Source organism: Metabacillus rhizolycopersici (assembly GCF_020075705.1).
In genome coordinates this window covers 1-18,828 of sequence record NZ_JAIQUM010000083.1, presented here as the reverse complement: position 1 = coordinate 18,828, position 18,828 = coordinate 1, and the positions used below count along the sequence as shown (strand labels likewise).

The 18,828-nt window shown below is 34.7% G+C and carries 16 protein-coding genes and 5 pseudogenes; 2 read left to right on the top strand and 19 right to left on the bottom strand.

Translation table 11 applies throughout. The annotated features are described in order from the left end of the window. The 16 genes and pseudogenes from K9V48_RS23320 to K9V48_RS29500 all read right to left on the bottom strand — a co-directional run. Positions 1-432 (bottom strand): IS110 family transposase (locus K9V48_RS23320; RefSeq protein ID WP_224141508.1); only part of this gene is annotated, 432 nt, incomplete at its 3' end. A 769-nt stretch (positions 433-1,201) separates the two neighbouring features. Beyond that, on the bottom strand, positions 1,202-1,477 hold the full coding sequence (locus tag K9V48_RS23315) for an adhesin (RefSeq protein ID WP_224141507.1): 276 nt from the start codon (positions 1,475-1,477) through the stop codon (positions 1,202-1,204). Between the two features lie 22 nt (positions 1,478-1,499). Next, a complete protein-coding gene (locus K9V48_RS23310; protein ID WP_224141506.1) occupies positions 1,500-1,928 on the bottom strand; it encodes a protein-tyrosine phosphatase family protein in 429 nt (142 codons plus the stop codon). Positions 1,929-2,041: 113 nt separating this feature from the next. Next, positions 2,042-3,811, bottom strand: a complete 1,770-nt coding sequence (gene arsA, locus K9V48_RS23305; protein ID WP_224141505.1) for an arsenical pump-driving ATPase — start codon at positions 3,809-3,811, stop codon at positions 2,042-2,044. Positions 3,812-3,834: 23 nt separating this feature from the next. Next, positions 3,835-4,197 (bottom strand): arsenite efflux transporter metallochaperone ArsD, encoded by a 363-nt coding sequence (gene arsD / locus K9V48_RS23300; protein ID WP_224141504.1) that lies wholly within the window; start codon positions 4,195-4,197, stop codon positions 3,835-3,837. Between the two features lie 93 nt (positions 4,198-4,290). Further along, positions 4,291-4,710 (bottom strand): arsenate reductase (thioredoxin), encoded by a 420-nt coding sequence (gene arsC, locus K9V48_RS23295; protein ID WP_224141503.1) that lies wholly within the window; start codon positions 4,708-4,710, stop codon positions 4,291-4,293. A gap of 15 nt (positions 4,711-4,725) precedes the next feature. Next, a complete protein-coding gene (locus K9V48_RS23290; RefSeq protein WP_308012614.1) occupies positions 4,726-6,021 on the bottom strand; it encodes an arsenic transporter in 1,296 nt (431 codons plus the stop codon). A 14-nt stretch (positions 6,022-6,035) separates the two neighbouring features. Further along, positions 6,036-6,380, bottom strand: a complete 345-nt coding sequence (locus K9V48_RS23285) for an ArsR/SmtB family transcription factor (RefSeq protein WP_224141501.1) — start codon at positions 6,378-6,380, stop codon at positions 6,036-6,038. 202 nt (positions 6,381-6,582) lie between these two features. Continuing rightward, on the bottom strand, positions 6,583-6,840 hold the full coding sequence (locus tag K9V48_RS23280; protein WP_224141500.1) for a helix-turn-helix domain-containing protein: 258 nt from the start codon (positions 6,838-6,840) through the stop codon (positions 6,583-6,585). 228 nt (positions 6,841-7,068) lie between these two features. Further along, positions 7,069-7,302 (bottom strand): annotated as a pseudogene (locus K9V48_RS23275) (hypothetical protein); the annotation flags it as partial. A gap of 316 nt (positions 7,303-7,618) precedes the next feature. Continuing rightward, positions 7,619-8,014: pseudogene (locus K9V48_RS23270) on the bottom strand (universal stress protein). A gap of 24 nt (positions 8,015-8,038) precedes the next feature. Beyond that, positions 8,039-9,193 (bottom strand): annotated as a pseudogene (locus tag K9V48_RS23265) (IS3 family transposase). A gap of 781 nt (positions 9,194-9,974) precedes the next feature. Beyond that, positions 9,975-10,940, bottom strand: coding sequence for a sugar ABC transporter substrate-binding protein (locus K9V48_RS23260; protein ID WP_224141499.1), 966 nt, complete (start codon positions 10,938-10,940; stop codon positions 9,975-9,977). Between the two features lie 292 nt (positions 10,941-11,232). Then, positions 11,233-11,612, bottom strand: a pseudogene (locus K9V48_RS29510) (alpha-amylase family glycosyl hydrolase); the annotation flags it as partial. 298 nt (positions 11,613-11,910) lie between these two features. Then, positions 11,911-12,225 carry a substrate-binding domain-containing protein gene (locus K9V48_RS29505; RefSeq protein WP_308012615.1) on the bottom strand — a complete coding sequence of 105 codons (315 nt, stop codon included), beginning with the start codon at positions 12,223-12,225 and terminating at the stop codon, positions 11,911-11,913. Positions 12,226-12,270: 45 nt separating this feature from the next. Next, positions 12,271-12,906, bottom strand: coding sequence for a LacI family DNA-binding transcriptional regulator (locus K9V48_RS29500; RefSeq protein WP_308012613.1), 636 nt, complete (start codon positions 12,904-12,906; stop codon positions 12,271-12,273). Positions 12,907-13,412: 506 nt separating this feature from the next. Between K9V48_RS29500 and K9V48_RS23245 the strand changes: the two genes are divergently transcribed. Next, positions 13,413-13,814, top strand: a complete 402-nt coding sequence (locus K9V48_RS23245) for a heterocycloanthracin/sonorensin family bacteriocin (protein ID WP_224141498.1) — start codon at positions 13,413-13,415, stop codon at positions 13,812-13,814. 822 nt (positions 13,815-14,636) lie between these two features. Here K9V48_RS23245 and K9V48_RS23240 read toward each other — a convergent pair. The 3 genes and pseudogenes from K9V48_RS23240 to K9V48_RS23230 all read right to left on the bottom strand — a co-directional run. Further along, positions 14,637-15,766, bottom strand: a protein-coding gene (locus K9V48_RS23240; protein WP_438803915.1) for an IS3 family transposase whose coding sequence is annotated in 2 segments (ribosomal slippage) — positions 14,637-15,520 and positions 15,520-15,766 — 1,131 coding nt in all. Because the reading frame shifts where the segments join, the coding sequence is not laid out codon by codon here. A 161-nt stretch (positions 15,767-15,927) separates the two neighbouring features. After that, positions 15,928-16,875 (bottom strand): sugar ABC transporter substrate-binding protein, encoded by a 948-nt coding sequence (locus K9V48_RS23235; protein ID WP_224141496.1) that lies wholly within the window; start codon positions 16,873-16,875, stop codon positions 15,928-15,930. A 47-nt stretch (positions 16,876-16,922) separates the two neighbouring features. Beyond that, a pseudogene (locus K9V48_RS23230) lies at positions 16,923-17,153 on the bottom strand (MFS transporter); the annotation flags it as partial. A 420-nt stretch (positions 17,154-17,573) separates the two neighbouring features. Here K9V48_RS23230 and K9V48_RS23225 point away from each other — a divergent pair. After that, positions 17,574-17,855, top strand: a complete 282-nt coding sequence (locus K9V48_RS23225; RefSeq protein WP_224141495.1) for a hypothetical protein — start codon at positions 17,574-17,576, stop codon at positions 17,853-17,855. Positions 17,856-18,828 lie beyond the last annotated feature (973 nt).

Sequence of the window (18,828 nt, the reverse complement as noted above, 5' to 3'; positions counted from 1 at the left end):
CCCTTGTGGAATAGTTGGTTCAGCATATCTCCCGTCCTTGACCAATTGAGCAATAACTCTGGCATCTTTTACATCGTTTTTAGTTGGTGAATTATCATCTAATTCCTTACTTTTCTTTACGTGTAATAGATTAACTGCCACAAACTTAATCTTATGTTCTCTAAGCATAGAAGATAAATTAAACCAATAATGACCTGTTGGCTCCATACCGACAATCACTTGATCCATCGTTTGAGCTTGCATAAGTTGTGAGATCCAATTAAGAAAATGACGAAATCCTTCTTTTGTATTTTCAAAGTAACAAGGTGAGCCAAACTCTAATCCTCTAAAATCTTGAGCTCTGGCTACATGTTTGAATTTAGCAATATCTACTCCGATAATAAGTGTTTTAGGGGTAATTTGAGCGATTTTCTTATTTTGGTTATAATTCATGATAGGCCTCCTGGTCATGATAGATTTATCCTTTTCGCTGGCCAGCTTCGGGACATTTTAATCATACCAAGAGGTCTTTTTGATACTCAAATCTCATTTTCATTCATTACAGGAATGCTGGCCCTTTAATGGAATAATATGATTGGCTTTATTAAAGGACTTTATTATCACTTAAAATCCATTTTGAATGCAATTTAGCATTTAAAAAGTGTGCAATTTATCTCTTAAAATCACACTCTTTTCTCATTTTTCCTTTGATTTTATTGCAACATAAGATAGGCTTCATTAGGTTATTGAACGTAGAATAATGAACAGGGTTTTGTAACGTCTATAGCAAGAAAAAACATCCTTTTAACTCAAATCTAGGTGTGTTCAGAAAAGGACGAGTTTTGGAACAAATAATAACGTCAATTTATATATCAATTTCTGAACACTGAAAAATTTAAATAGTTTTCTAGTTGTCACTTTGACCGATAATTTGCGCTTGTTTTAAGTGTTATTTTGCACATCCAACTTTAAAAACCTAGCTACCTTCATGTGAAGATTAGCTGGGTTTCTTAATTATTTACATCCAATCATCTATAGAACTATTCTGATCGGTTTAGTAAAAAAGCGACTGCTCATTGTTCCGCAATTGCTCCCTTTAATGGAATAACTGAATATGTCTCAGTCCTAAAATCACTTAATTCTTCTTAAACTGACGCCACCCTTTAACACACTAAGAAAAAGCTGCCACAATGGCAGCTCCGCCTATTCTAATGTTGTTCCTTTAGCAACAGCTACTAGCTCCTAATAAAACCAATCCTGCACCTTCTTGACTTTCTTCTTTATCTAAAGTTAATTCATCAGTTCCAGTAATTTGAGAATCAATTGCTACTCTGATTCCGTTAATGGTTTTCACAGTATCAGTTTCCTGTGGTGCATCTAAAGAAATCGTAAATTGTGGTCCACAGCAACCTGCAACAGAAGAAAGGCGAATTCCTTCTGCACCTTTTTCATTTAAAAAGTTTTCTAATAGTTGTTTAGCTCCATCTGTAATTTTCATTTGTTTCTCCTCCTTGAATTAACTATGCATTTGGAAAGATTCTTTTTAATGTTTCTTTCATCTCTGGTTTTACATTGATTTTTGGTCTTGCTGTCTTAGCTAATTCTTCTGCTTCTTCAATCGTATCAGCTTTTCCTAAAGCCAGTAGTGTTCCAATTGCAACAGTACCTGTACGGTTACTACCGCCCTGGCAGTGGAAATACACCTTTTTTCCTTCATTATATGCACTTACTACATGATCAATTGATTTCTTAACAGATTCATCTTGTTGCTCTGCATCATCAACAATTGGGCTATGAACGCGATTATATTTCGATTCTTCTTTGGGTGCTTCTGCTCTCAAATCAAATGCAATATCTACTTTTTCATTTTTCATCACATCTTCGATATCGTCTGCACCACCGATATAAATATGATCTTTTAATAGTTCATGATAATTCTTTGTTGTCATTATAACTCCTCCAATTAAATTGATTTACTTCAATCGTGAATAATACTTCCTTCTAAGTATCTTTCTGGCTTTATGACTGCCATAAGGCCAGTACCCTCCAGTTCCATGCCAACCTATCTAACAAAACTTTTTAGCTTTTCATACCCAACCATTTCTTCATGTAACCAAGGAATAAGAGCACACTTCTCAGCCAACTTTTCATTAGCTTCGTTTATCCATTCCTTTTCTACCATTGCTTTACTTTTTAAAATAGGATCATTCGTATTTGTAGCAGATAAACTTTGATTAATCACCCACCACTTTGGATTAATCTTAGCTCGTCTTAAATCATCTTGTAATCTCGATGCCTCTAAAACAGGTGTTGCTTCCGCAAGAGTGACAATGACAATGGCTGTTTCTTTTGGATTTCGAATTTGAGGCAGTAGTCTTTTTGCATTGTCTGGTACTTCTCCCCCAGTTGACCTAGCAATTTCTTTACTATAAGACTCTGAAGCATCTAACAATAATAATGTATGTCCTGTTGGTGCTGTATCAATAACTACAATTTCATTTTCTGTTCTAGCCACCACTTCAGCAAAAGCTTGAAAAACGGCAATTTCTTCAGTACACGGTGATTCTAAGTCCTCTTTTAAGTAAGCGAGACCTGCTTCATCCAAGTCCTTACTTGATTTGGCTATCACTTCAGCTTTATATTTTTCGACTTCTACTTTTGGGTTAATGCTACTAATCGTTAAGTTTTGATTCAGTTTATTACTTTGGAATTGATAATCTAGGTGAGCAGCAGGATCGGTTGTTGTTAAATGGACACGGTGCCCTTTTTCAACTAGTCCCACCGCAATGGCAGATGCAATCGTTGTTTTTCCTACGCCACCTTTACCCATTGTAAAAATCAGCTTTGTTTTGTTAGCTGAAAAGTCATTAATGATAGCTTGTAATCCTGGGAGATTATTTGATTGATTTTCAATATTCAACTCAGTTGTTGGAACCTCATAGGGTTTAAATAGACTTCGAAGGTTTTCCACGCCTGTTAAAGAGTAAGAAACATACGGTAACGAGTACGCGATGGCCTCTTTTAAATTTTCTGGCATTTGCTTTAATGCGTCTTTTTGTCGGTTGTAAAAAGCTGATGATATTTTATCTTCCTCATTGTGGTTCTGAAGAAGACCATTTACAATAAGCATTTGATTTTTGATACCAATCTCTTTTAGCTCTTTTGAAGCACGGTCTGCTTCTAAAAGCGCTGAAACATCTGGTCTTGTTACAAGTATTAAAGTGGTTTCAGTTGGATTGGAAAGAACAGATACTGCGCTTGAATAGAGATCTTTTTTATCTGCTAATCCAGATAAAGGCCCTAAGCATGATGCACCGTGTGTACTTTCTTCTAAAAATCCATTCCATGCAGTAGGAAGTTGTAAAAGTCGTAATGTATGACCTGTTGGAGCTGTATCAAAAATAATATGGTCGTATTGCTTGACGATTTCACTATTTGTGAGAAAACTAGTAAATTCATCAAATGCTGCAATTTCAACTGTACAAGCTCCTGATAATTGTTCTTCCATTGTAGCGATTACAGATTCTAGAAATTTATCTCGATATGGACCAACAACGCTTTCACGATAGGCTTTTGCTGAGCTTTCGGGATCTATATTACTCGCAAATAAATTTTTAACAGTTGGAACTGCTTTTGGTGAACTGGTTAACTCGATTCCAAATACATCTTGTAGGTTAGACGCAGGGTCTGTACTAATCAATAAAACTTTTTTTCCACTATCAGCTAATGCCACTGCTGTTGCACATGCTGTTGATGTTTTTCCTACCCCACCTTTTCCTGTTAAAAATAAAAATTGAGTATGAATATTATTTGGACTGAATGATGGATACATGTTTCTTCCTTCTTTCCAAATTATTATAGTTGTTCTAAATTGATAGAAAGTCGAGCTTTTGGTTTTTCATTTAACTCTTCAGCCTTTACCTCAAACCATTCTGAAAATTCTTCGTTTGTTGGATAACTTCCCACTTTTACAACTTGATCATTGACTAAAATAACTGGTAAGGCATCAGGACCTTTTCCCTTAAAAATACGAGTTATTTCATCGTTTTCTGCAAATTTCTCAGGATTTGTTGTTAATTGGTATCGTTTAATATTAAAGCCTTTTTTCTCTAATGAATAAACAGCAGATGCCACTCTCGTTAACTCTGGATCAACGCCAGGCCCACATACTCCAGTCGAACAACACATCGCAGGATCAAAAATCTCAACCTTATACATTTAAATCCCTCCAATATATTATTAAATAAGCATTTTCTTATTTTTTATTCTTAAAAATAACCAAGAGAATGCTCTCTTGGCTATTTGATTGTATTATTCTCCAGTTTTTGCGAAACGTTCAATTCGTTCTCCAATTTCATCACGAACACGTTGGAAGAAAGCCCATTTTTCTTCATCTGTTCCTTCTGCTTTTGCTGGGTCATCGAAGCCCCAGTGTACTCGTTTGATATGCGGAGGAGTCACAGGGCAATTGTCTGCAGCATGACCACAAAGTGTAACGATTAAATCAGCATTATTTAAAACTTCTGGATCAATCACATCAGATGTTTGGTTCGAAATATCGATTCCTGTTTCCTTCATTGCTTTTACTGCATTTGGATTTAAACCGTGTGCTTCTAAACCTGCACTTTTCACTTCCCACTCATCGCCTAAGTGTTTCTTTGCCCACCCTTCTGCCATTTGGCTTCTGCAAGAGTTTCCTGTACATAAGAAGTAAATTGATTTTTTAGACATGTTGAAATTCTCCTTTTAGAAAAATAATAGTGTTAAGTATAAACCAAGCAACGTAATAAATAGGATAGGGATTGTTAAAACAATACCCGTTTTAAAATAGGTTCCCCAAGATATGTTAACCCCTTTTTGGGATAAGACATGGAGCCACACTAATGTGGCAAGTGAACCGATTGGTGTGATTTTTGGACCTAGATCTGACCCAATCACATTGGCATAAATCAGTGCTTCCCGAATCATACCAGAAGTATCGGTTTCAGCAATCGCTAATGCATCAATCATCACTGTTGGCATATTATTCATAAGCGATGACAGGAAGGCAGCAATAAAGCCCATTGACATCGTAGCCATGAATAAACCTTGTTCGGCAGCTACTTGGATTACACTAGCTAACGCAGTTGTTAGTCCAGCATTTCCTAATCCGTATACAACAACATACATCCCAATCGAAAAAAATACGATACTCCATGGCGCTCCTTTAATAACTGCTTTCGTATTAACGGCTGCACTTCTTCGCGCCATCAATAGGAAGAATATCGCGATAATTCCTGCAACGATAGAAACAGGGAGATTGATAAATTCACTAGCAAAGTAACCAATTAGTAAGACCCCAAGAACATACCATGAAAGACGAAACATTTTTGGATCTCTAATTGCTTCAACTGGCTTTCTTAATCTAGATAAATCGTATGTTCTTGGAATACTTTTTCTAAAATAAATTAATAATACGATGATTGTTGCCGTCAGTGAAAATAAGTTAGGAATAATCATTCTGGAAGCATACTCTACGAATCCAATCTCAAAGAAATCTGCAGATACAATGTTAACTAGGTTACTCACTACGAATGGTAGTGAAGTTGTATCCGCAATAAATCCACTTGCCATAATGAAAGGGAATATCATTTTTTCTTTAAAATTCAAATTGCGAACCATTGCTAGAACAATCGGTGTCAATATTAATGCAGCCCCATCATTGGCAAAAAAGGCAGCGACAATTGCACCTAAAATACTGACATAGATAAACATTTTTATTCCATTACTTTTTGCAGCCCTTGCCATATGAAGGGCTGCCCAATCAAATAATCCAATCTCATCTAATATTAATGAAATGATAATAATTGCAACAAAGGATAAAGTTGCGTTCCATGTAATGTCTATCACTTCTAGGACATCACTAAATCCGACAACTCCTACTAATAGGGCGAGGATTGCTCCTCCACAGGCAGACCAACCGATATTTAATCCTTTAGGCTGCCAGATAACTAAGATAAGTGTTAGTAAAAAAATTACTGATGCTAATATTAATGTTGTCAAAGTACTATCCTCCATTAGTCACACGAGACACGTAATCCCTGTTCTTCTAGTTCTCGAAATTTAAAATCTTGGTTTGGAAGATATTCCAGAAGTTTTTGAACTAATGGGTAAAACTCATTATCTTTATTCAATGAATAAATAATCCATTGTCCACTTCTTGTTTCTCTGACTACCCCCACATCTTTTAACTTACGTAAATGCTGACTAACTGCCGGCTGACTCATATTAAATATCGGAACAAATTCACATACACAACAATCGTTAGTATCTAACATTTTCACCATTGTTAGCCTTGTCTTATCACCTAATAGCTTTAAGATTGTTGCAGCTTTTTCTATTTCAATCGTTGATACTTGCATGTAAGCACCTCCCAAATCCATCCGAGTATTAATATATAATAATTTACTTATATATACAACAGGAATTATTATATCTTTATTGTCTAAATAAATACTTCACTTTATTCAAATAGTGAGGAATTCAAGTTACGATTGCTCAATAATAATATGAAGATCGATTTTACAATTAACTAAACCTAATAACGAAATGATTCTACAAAAGTTACAGTAATTCTGCTCTACATTGATCCAATTCTTGATTACACCAAATAGATTTCTTTAGTTCAAATGGATTGACATTAAAAGCAGTAGCTATTGTTTCAATGAAATAGTCTGATGGATGAATTTTACTAAGTTCAAGTTTTATTATCACATTTTCGTCTGTTTTAGTCAGTAATCCTAATTCAGAACGTGTTAGTCCTAACCTTTCCCGCATTTCTTGAATTTTTAATCCATACCCCAAACATGGTTCATTTAACATCTAAAATCCCTCCAAAATTATCAAATTAATATATAACGATTTACTTATATAATATTTCGCTTATATAAGAATTGCAAGTTTTTTTTTATTAAACAATAAAAGAGATTGTTTAAAGTTAAAGGAATAATATTTTAATCTTTTTTCAAACCAAAAGGCCCTCTTCTAAAAAAGGTGGCCTTTTGGGAAAACATGAAATCTATGAGCAACACTTTGAAGATTCAGCAATTTCTACTTTCTGCACATTTGGTACACAACATGAAGAATTGGTCTATTATCTTTTAGTTCAAATACAGCTTCACAACAAACTGTGCCGTTTGAATCCAGATTTTCTACATCTTTTTCTGTATAGAAAAATCCCCATTCATTCCCATTAGGATCTGTTACCAAAAATTTATCTTGAGTTGCATAACAACATATTACATTCATCTCGTCTTTAGCAAAGAAACCTAATTTTTCTAAACGGAATACCACTAGCAAACGCAGATTTACAACGTTAAGGAAATACAAATATAAAAAGCCTAATTTCTCGGGTGTTATAAGTAAGAAATTAGACTTTAGTTACTTCAGAAAAGCGTCCGATTATGGAATATCGATAAATTTAAAAGAGCTTCAAAAATTGATCTTTAGTTATTGAACTAACATTACTCGTTAATTTAACAAGAGCAACAAACTTTCTATAAATACCTATTTTGATAATCTTGTGTTTTTGGGAAACAAAAGAAAAAGAACCATTCCCTCCTGTCAGAAAGAAATAATTCTTTTCTCATTTTATCTATTTTTACTTCACAATAAGAACGGGGCAGTTTACTCTTTTAACTACTTTATGACTCACACTTCCTAATATCATTTCTTGCAATGTGTTTAGACCTCGACTACCTATTACTACTAAATCAAAATTTTCTTTGTTTGCATAGTCTATAATAGATGGACCTGGCTCTCCATGTAATAATTAAAGACGATAAGACAAATTACTCGATTTCATTTGTTCCTCAATAGGTAAAAGCTTCTTTCGTCGTGACATTTCTAATTCTTCTTTTCCTTGAGAATGAAGAACTTCATCCTTTGATTTTGAATAATCGACTACGTAAACCACCTCAATTGCACAATCGCTCATTAAATTAGCAATCTTAATTGCTTCATTCGTCGCTCTCAAAGAATGGATCTGAGTCAATATCTTGGATACAAATAAGTTAACTTTTCATGCTGATTGATGGAACTGATCTTCCACTTCTTGTGGCGTCTGAAAGTTTAATTGGCCGTGAATACGTCGGCGATTATACCAGCCTTCAATAAACTGAAACAAGGCTGCGTTCGCTGCTTCAAAATTTAAATAGATTACGTGATGGACTTCTTCCTTCTTTAAAATGGCATGAAAAGATTCAATACATGGGTTATCGTAGGGGCAGCCTTTACGACTAAAAGATGGAATGATTTCCTGTTCTTTAAGCGCTTGGCTAAAATCTTCACTTGTGTATTGAGAGCCAAGGTCCGTATGCAAAATGAGGCCAGGTCCCGGCTGTTGGATAGAAACGGCATTGTCTAAAGCATGTAAAACAAGTTCAGTCGTCATAGAACGAGAAAAAGAATCTCCGATAATTTTTTTAGAATACAGGTCTAAAACCGTAGCTAAATAACACCAGCCATCTCGCAAAGTGTGAATATAGGTGATATCAGCCACCCATTTTTCGTTTAGTTTGGACGTAGAAAAATCCTGTTGGAGTACGTTTTCACGAGCCTCAATCGGTTTTTTGTTTGATTGTGGACGGAATTTTTTAATCGTAATTGAAGAAACCCCCGCCTTTCTCATGATCCGTTGAACTCGTTTAAGACTAGTTGAAAACCTTGTCTTTAATAGAAGAAAATGAATCTTAGGTGCTCCATATCGGCCTTTACTCTCGGCGTGAATCAGCTGAATCTGTTCAAGAAGCAATTGGTTTTCTCGGTCACGTGCTGATTCTGTTTTAATCAGGGACTGATAATAAGTGCTCCTGGGCATGTCCAGCACTTCACACATGACTTGGACGGGAAACACTTCTTTTTGATCGTGGATCAAGTTTGTGAGCTCGGTATCAGTTACTTTCTGGCGAATATGGTCATAGCCTTTTTTAAGATTTCGATTTCCTGTTTCATTCGAAGGTTCTCTTTTTGAATTTCAGTTATGCCCTGTGGTGTGAGGCTATTTTCCTCGCCACTCACTGGGGTTAAGGCTTTAATCCATTTATAAATTGTGACTTCAGATACGCTATATTCGCTGCTTAACGTACTTACCGAGCTACCAGTGTGATAAAGTATAAAGTTCCACCACCATCTTCTTAAAATCGTTGTTATATTTACGCTTATTTCTTGATTCCATGCCGGACACTTCCTCTCTTATTTCTATCATAGAGAGTTAACTAAACCGTGTCCATGAAACTATACTAACTCCATTTTGTAATATGAACATACGTTACCTCCTAAAAATAAATTTCTGGGCAAAAACACATAGAGGAGCCTATAACAACAGGCTCACTTACTTTTAACTTCGCAAATTTATTCAAGAACCAAGCTGTCACTTTTCCAAGCAATTAAAATGGCTCCTGTGAAAATAATACTTTCTTCAAAATAAGCGTTGTTAAGGCAACCTCTCCACCACCTGCAAATAAACATATGATTCCACCTTTCAATATTCATAATTTGAAAAATGCATACAAAAAGAGCCTGTTACCAAAGGGCATAGTTATCCCTTGGTGACAGACTCCTCCAAGTGTTCTTTTCTATTTTCTTGTAATATTAGCATACTAACATAAATATTCTAGGTAATAAAGCAGAAAAATCATCCTATTTTTAACTAAATTTTTTCGTTACTTTAAATACAATTCTTCATAATCACTTCAACTTAAACACTATATTGAATTTCCTTTAAATTCTTTATTCCAGAAAATGACCCCGTTTGTTGAAGAATACAAGACCTCGACTTCGACTAATATTTCCTATTATTTCTGACGCTAAGTTATGGCACCCTTCAATACCTTGATAATTCAGTGCTTTAAAAACATTGTCAAAACTTTTAAGTTATGACACTTAAATACAAAAAAAGACCGTCTATCGACAGCCCTGTTCTGGTATGTGCTATTAGTTCTACTTATACCTTTCTATTATTTCAAACTTTCCTTTAGTACTTTTTCTAGGAAGGTTAATCTTTCATTCCCATTACCCTTTATAAGGATATCTACCCCGCTATCTATGACAGAATCAATGGTTTTCCCCTTTGCCACATTCATTGCAGCTTGAGCGCTAAGGTATCCCATATCGTAAGGGTTTTGTGCGACTGTACCAGATAACAACTTTCCCTCTTCAACTAACTTAACCATTTCAATAATTCCATCTGCCCCGACGACTGGTATCTTATAGTCTTCTTCGTCTAAAACCTCTAATGCACTTAATGCCATAATATCCGTTGTGGCAAATACACCTTTTAGATCCGAATGCTTCTCTAAAACATCCCTCATTACTTTTATAACCTCATTAGGCTCATTTGATAAATCTACTTTTTCAGTTACAATTTTTATACCTGCATCTTCTAAACTTACTTTTGCACCTTTAAACCGATCACCGGAAACTGGACTTGACAAATTACCAGCTATAAGGGCCACTTCATTGCCTGGTTGTAATTCTGACGCTAATAATGCGCCCGCCATTCTACCTAATTCATAGTTATCAGTCCCTATATAGGAAGATTTATTTGTTAATGGAACATCTGTATCTACTAACAACACTGGGATTTTCCGATCAATAAATTTCTCCAGTATAGACATATGTTGAGCTGACTCTCCCGGAGAAACCACTAAAACATCTGGTTTTTCAATCAACACCTTTTTTAAAATGTCCACCTGATTATCATGTCCTAAGTTGTCACTAGATTCAATCACTTCACCATTTATATCAAAATCTTGAAATCCCTTCTCTGCTCCAGCTTTAACAATTTGCCAATACTGATTATCTAATTCTTTTAACACAACAACGACCTTAGGCTTTTCTTCCTCTACTTTCTTAGTTATAAAAAAAATGAAACTAGCAGAAAAAGCTACAATAATTAGAACAAATATAAAAGTTTTTTTCAACTAAATAATCCCCCTTCTCTTATTTTCAAAACGTAAAAAGTAACACTGTACAATTAAGGATAATTTTATCTTTTTACAATATTTCTTCAAGGGATGGTAATGCGGAAATAGCCCCTATTTTTGTACATGTTATTGTGCCAACTTTATTAGAGATGGATATCATTTCTTTTTGCATTGTAAAATCACTTTGAAAATTAGCAGGTTCTTCTTCATTGGAGATTTGGTACAATAATGCGCCTGTTGAATCAACCGATTTTATTGAGATACTTGGAATAATTGTTTGTTTCGTACCATTCGAAACGAATGTACCATTTTTCCCAGATTTAAAAATATAATAATCTCTATATTTACTATCAAGTGGGTTCTCTAATAAATCCTGGAACCACAGATGTTCATCTGATGTATGATTAATAACAAGATCAAGGACAACTTTAATTTCTTTTTCTTTGCCTTTTTAATTAACTCATCCAGATCTTTCATTTCCCCGAACTCTGAGTTTAATTGATAATAATCTGAAATATCATACCCGTTATCGGCCATTGGAGATTTGTAAATTGGACAAATCCAAACCATCGTAATCCCCAAAGACTGTAAGTAATCTAATTTTTCTGTAATCCCTTTTATATCGCCTATTCCATCATTATTCGAGTCATAAAAACTTTTTGGATAAATTTAATATATAACTTCTTTTTGCCACCACTTTTTCTCCCAACATTATATTTGTATGAAAGTAATATCTTTAGATAATTGCAAGACTTACTATACTTTGGAATCAGTTCCGTATTTTCATAAAAAAACACATACATTTTTATGGTTTACTTTTAAAAGAAAAAATAAACTTTTAATCGCTTTCATGTTATCGTCCGTATCAACCTCAAACAAACATTTGGAATCGGTTCCGTAAGAGGGTTAAAAACGGGTGTTTAACCATTAATTCTTAATGCATCACATGGAACCGGTTCCGTTTTTATTATAATTGCCTGTGTCGCTTTTTGTCAACGCTTTCTCGCTTCAAAATTTCAAAGGTTAGCGTAGTACACATTTCAATATCCTTTTTATTAATTAAATCATTAATTTTTCGGGCGGCCATTTCTCCTGCCATCTTATAATGAAATTTTACTGTAGTTAACGATGGATACGTGAACTCTGAAACGCTATATCCCCCAAAACCAGTAATGGATAGATCTTCGGGTATTCTCTGGCCATTTTCATGGGCTGCTTTCATTACACCTAGCGATATGTTATCCGTCGCACACACAATAATCGATGGATTATAGACTTCGATTATTTCCTTGGCCTTTCCCCTCGCATCATCACTGTTAAATGTTGTTTAGTAAAATTGAACCCCACTGTTCTTTCCTTCAACAATCGCACGTTTAAAACCATTTTTCCTGTTAAGACCAACAGCGATATCCTTCTCTGTCACCCCTAAAAAGGCAATTTTTTTGTGACCATTCGAAAGTACATACTTCCCTAATTCATAAGCTCCCTGTTCATCGTTATGTATTAAACAATGTACATCTTTATGCGTTTGACCAACGGCTAATACAGGGATGTTAATTTTCTTAAATGCTTCTAAATGAGCATCTGTAATCTCTGTAGCCAATAAAATGATCCCGGCAACTCTTTGTTTAGCTAAGCTGTATATGTTTTCAATTTCTCTCTCAACACTTAAGCTTGAATTAGCAACAAGCATCTTTAAATTTAACTCTCTTAGTTGATCATCAATTCCAATCATTGTTCTTGAAGCTGAATAGGAATCAAGTCGTGGGACAACCACTCCAACTAAATTTGTTACTCTCGCTTTAAGACTTTGGGCAAAAGAGTTTGGTACATAACCCGTATTTTCAATAATTTTCTCGATTTTTTGTTTTGTGGCCTGACTCACTGATCCACCATTTAAATATCGTGAAACAGTGCTTTTTGCAACTCCAGCCATTTTTACAATATCTGCTATAGTAACCATGTTATGTTCTCCTAACAAATAAAAGGAAGTTTATTTTATTATAACAAGAAAATAATGAAATCTTGCCAATATAATTGGAATGCTTATATTTTTTTGCATCTCTTATTTTAAATTACTTATAAGATTAATCATCCTTACATAAAAAAATCAGTTATAGACATCTCGAGCTACTTCTACATCAAAAAAATAAAAGGATCATAGTTCCTAATTACTTTTTTATTTTATGTATATAGTATATTAAACTTTATCGTCTATACTTCATCAGTCGAAGAAATCGTGCCATAACACTTAAGTTATGACACTGTTATTTTTAGAAGATTTCATTCTTGAGAATCCTTAAGAACGTGGTCAACTACCTATAAAACGGTTGATTGTTTTTCGTTAGGAAATAGAAAAAAGACGAAAATGTGTGTTTTAACAGGGTTAATAGTCAACTCAATTTGTTGCTTTTCTTCATAAGTATTAGTAAGGAAACTTAAAAACTATGAATGAGGAGCATATAATTAATGAAAATGAATGATTTCCAAAAAGATCTCAAAATGTTGAATCTTGGAGATTTCCAAGCGAATGAAGCAAGTTCTTTGGATCAAACTCAGAATGGTGGTTCGAATTGTGGTGGGAGGTGCTTTAATTGCTTTAATTGCTTTTCAGCTTGTCAACTGTTGGAACCAATTGCAAATATGGAGCAGGCACTAGTAAACACTTTAAACGCTGTTGTTGCTAGTGGAGCAAGTCCTAAGGAGATCGAGAGAATTTTAAAACTGATTATCAAAAAAGAAAAAATACTTTTCGAACTTTTGCTAGAGGAATGCCAGATGACAATTGATGCAGATGCGAATGTAGACGCAGATAATGATGCTGATGTGAATGTAGACGCAGATAATGATGCTGATGTGAATGTAGACTGATAATATCTACTCTTTTCAGAGAGGAATTATTTATCCCGATCTTTCTCTTTTCTTAAATTTTTGTATGAGGTATACAAACCTAGTTAACATAAAGCCAACTATCGGAAATTAAAAGATAGTTGTGACCTCAATCGATCCCCATATCTCCTTAAGAAATTTACCATCTAATCTTACTTGCTTGAGCAATTCCTCAATACTGTCACTGACAACCTTGCTTGTAGCATCTTGAGACTTACAAAACATGCGCTTTTTTCCTGATCCCCAGCCAATAAAATACTTTTGACCGTTATAAACAAACTGAAATTCTCTCCCTATTTGCAAATCTGCAAAAAACTATTTATCTAGCGTTACCCTTACCTCTTTAGAAGACACATTCTTTTTCTCCTTCCTTAGGATAAAACGGAGTTAAAAAACAATTTAAAATATATTATATTTACTATTAGTTTGATGTATAGACAAACATTATGAATAAGTGATTTTTTAGTAGTAACTAGGGACTAGCAAAGAAGATTATGATGTTTTTCTAAATAAAAAATGGACAATCTTTTTGTATCATTTTACCGAAAGATGAATATAGTATATTAACTCCATATATATATGCAAGTGGCCCTTGCATATATATATGGAGCCTACATAATTCTATATCAGAGGTTATAGGTATGAAAAAAGGATCTTCCAATCGGGACTGTTGACAAACTAAAGAGTCTCATTACTAGACACAGCATATAGTAAATAAAAAAGAAGATGAACACTACATTTAGTAGGTATTCATCTTCTTTTTTGTATGAAGGGGTGGATTGTCAACACTAAACTGGACACTTTTTATAAGGACTGCTGTTTGAATTCAACTGGTGTCAGGTATCCCAGTGTACCGTGAATTCGAATATTGTTAAACCAATTCACATAATCGCTCAGTTCAAGAGCGAGCTGTTCAAGGGAAGTAACGTTCATTTGATTCGCAAATTCTGTCTTAAAAATCTTGAAAGTTGCTTCTGCCACCGCATTGTCATAAGGACATCCCTTAGCGCTTAAAGAACGTTGAATACCGAACGTTTCGAGTGCATCTGAAATGAGTTGATTATCAAACTCTTTTCCGCGATCTGTGTGAAACATTTTAACATCGTTCAAGTTTGTAGGAATACGAGATAATGCTTCGTACACAAGGGCTGCTGTTTTATTGGCACCTGCACTATAGCCAACAATTTCTCGATTGAAAAGATCGACAAATAAACATATGTAATGCCATTTATTTAGCACACGGACATACGTTAAATCGCTCACGATAACGGCTAACTGTTTTTCTTGTTTGAATTCCCGTTGTAATTTATTCTTTACTGGGGCTTCGTTACATGTTTGTTTATGCGGTTTAAATTGAGCTACTGTGTAATTTGAAACGAGTCCAAGTCGCTTCATAATGCGACCAATTCGACGACGAGAGACAATCTTTTTTGTTTCTAGTTTCTCTAGTTCTTTCTTAATTTTACGTGTGCCATAGTTATTTCGACTTTCTTTAAAAATACGCTGAATCTCTTTAGAAAGCTCGGCTTCTTCAGCTTCATGTACTTCTTTTTCACGCAAGTTAACGTAATAGTAGTACGTACTTTTTGGTAGGTTGAGGACGTCACACATTGCTGATACTGAATATTTGTGCGTATTGTTACGAATCACATCTATTTTCGTCCTATGATCAGCGCGGCTTGCTTTAAAATATCATTTTCCATCATCAGGCGTTGGTTCTCTTTACGAAGACGAATTAATTCATTCTCTTCTTCCGTACGATTATCTTTCGCAGAAAACGAACCAGAATCTTGATGGTTTTTAATCCAGCGATCTAATGCAGAAGGTGTAATTTCATATTCTCTCGCAATGTCTGCACGAGATTTTCCATTTTCATAAAGTTTGACCATTTGTAATTTGAATTCGTCCGTAAAAGTTCGACGTTGACGTGACATAGTAGCACGCTCCTTTAAGTTGTTAGAGTAAGTGTACTAGCCCTCATTTAATTTGTCTAACTTAGTGTAGCCTATCCATTTACTTAAGAACACTTATCTTTAATAAAAACCTGTCTGATTTTTTACTGAAGTAATAAATGTATATGTTATTCAGTTTTAACTTATCTCAACAAGTCCCTCGTAAAGTCTAGTCTTTGCGTGGCATTTTGCTTAAAGATAAAATCTACGCCACTGTCGATGTGCTTTTCGACCGTTTCTCCATTCGTTACTTTCAACGCAGTTTCTACACTTAAATACCCCATATCGTAAGGGTTTTGAACTACAGAACTTGGTAATGTTCCTTCTTCGATTGATTCAACCATTTCAATTATACCATCGGCTCCTGTGACAGGTATGATTAGATCATGTTCTTTTAGTGTCTTTAATACATGGACGGCAATGGTATCATTAACGGCCATGATCCCTTTCACATCAGGGTGGTCCCGTAAAATTTCTTCTGTTGCTTCTTTTATAGGTATTGGGTCATTGGATAATTCGGATAAATCTGTTTTTACTGTAGCAATTTTGATTCCCACTGTCTCTAAACTGATTTTAGCACCTTTCATCCGTCTACCTGAAATAACCGGATTTTCTCCTCCGATCATTGCGACTTTATCACCAGGTTGTAGTTCTGTCGCTAATAAAATCCCTGCTTTTCTACCTAATTCAAAGTTATCGGTACCAATGTAAGCCGTTTTACTTTTCCAAGGGTCATCTGTATCCAACAGAAGGACAGGTATATTCTGTTCAACAAATCGGTCTAAAATCGGAATAATGGGAGTCGAATAAGTAGGAGAAATTATTAAAACATCTGGATTTTCTTTCAGAACGTTCTCTAACATTTTAGCCTGTTCTTCAACGGTACCACTAATAGGAGCGATCACATTCCCGTCTAAACTAAAATCTCGAAATCCATTCTCAGCACCAGCTTTAACAATTTCAAAATACTGCGAGTTTAAATCTTTTAAAACAACAACCACTTTCGGTTTTTCACCTGCAAACGACACAAACCGGATTAAAATAGCAGTAAAAATGAAAATAACAAGAAAAAAAATCGCCCTTTTCTTCAATTTTCCCCCTCCTCCTCTTGTTTCTAATACCGCTAGATAAAGTATGTTTTTCGACCATTATAATCTAATAGTCGGCAGCCGAACACTGCACCGAGCGGAGCCCCAAAAAGAAGTGAACTCGTAACGAGACCTTCGTTAATGGGTTGAGATTGAATGCCTCAGACATATAAGGCAAGGAACCCATTTATGATTTATGACACCAGTGTCGCAACCAAAGAGAAGCCACCGAATGTCAAGACAAAGATAACTTTAAACAAATAAGAATTTTTGGTATTTATTCATGAAAATTCCTCATTCCTCGGAATATAGCGGTTATATTTTGGTTATATTTTAGTTATGTTTTAGTTGCGTTTTGATAATATCACTAAGAGCGCTTACAGTCAATCAAAATTTTATTCTTTCTATTCGGGAATATTACTGGTGCAGGTAGCCTATTTCTGAAGAAAGAAAACAGCCTTGAATGCTGCTCTATGGCGTAGTTATGTGAGTTAGTTCACTACTTCTTTCTTTAAGGGGTACGGAAACGATTCTGGGTTTCAAGGGCCACTATAGGATTAAATTCCATATAACCTATTTTGATAAGTGTATTTGAGAACCTTCAAAGCCTTTAAAATCAATAAATTACTTTCTTCTCAATAGGGTTTACTCTAATGATAATGTTAATATTATGAGATATAGGACTAAAAGAAGGTGGACTAATGGCAATACGTACTGTATATCCAATAAAGTACTACAGCAAGGAAGGTTTCATTGAACGAAAATTGGAGATCAATGAGGAAGACTTACAGGAAATCATTGGAGATTATTTAAGAAGAAATAATGATTTTGATGAAGTCAAAATCGTCAATAACCGTCCAATGAACATATGGCTTTATTCCAAATGTAGAACATATATTGACCCCGATAATCCTGAAAAAGACGAAGCACTGTTTGATGCGGAAGTAGAAATTACCGGAAACTATGACGGGAACCCTACATGATAGACTGGGGCCTACTGTAAATATTTTCTACATAGACCCCTCATTCCTCGAATCGTTTCCATACTCCTGTTAATAAAACTACGATCCATATTAAAGCAACAGTATTAATTAATTCAAAGAAAGGCCCAAATTTATCTATGAATATGTAAATGAAATCCATTCAAATCACTCCTCTTTAAGTGCTTTTACATTAGATTAAATGCAATATAATATCTACTCTATTGCATTCATCCTCAAAGATGGTCTAGGAAAAAATTAAATAAAATGAAAATCTATGAAAAACAGAGAAAAAAGGCGAAATATTGAGAAAGCACTATATTTTATACGTTTTAAATCCATTGTTCCCGTTTTCACAGGGATTGTTTCCGTTTTCAGGGACTTTGCCCAAATAATACCAAACGTGACATAATTAGAATAACCAATCACAAGGGGGAAAGTAAAATGAGAAAAATGGTTGAATTAATCGCTAATGCAATGGAAGTGTATGGGAAAGCAATGGATACCTACGGAACTGCAATCTTAAAAACAAAAAAGAAGTAAGGATGGTTTTAATGAAAATCTATATTGAATATCAAACTGATCCACCAGCCGATTCTCAAAGATAAAAAAGAGAATCGGTTTTTTTACGTGAAAAATCTCTTAGCTCCTACCTCCCACATTTTTAAAACTTATTTTGTCGAAATTTTTAAACGTGATTTTACTAGAATGTATACGATATACAGAGCTAGTTAACATAAAGTCGCTTATCGGCAATGGGAGCAGAGACAAGCACTTCCACATTTCTACCTATATGACACTTGTCATACCTATGACTTGACGTTTATGCCTACTCCTAATAGCAATATGCCTTTATAATTAGGGTAATAATTCGTTTTAGGAGGATAAGATGAGCAGAGAAAAGACGCTTGAATTACGCAAAAATGTGAAACCATTTGAAAATTCCGAGTTGAGAAAGAGCATTTTCCAACTTATT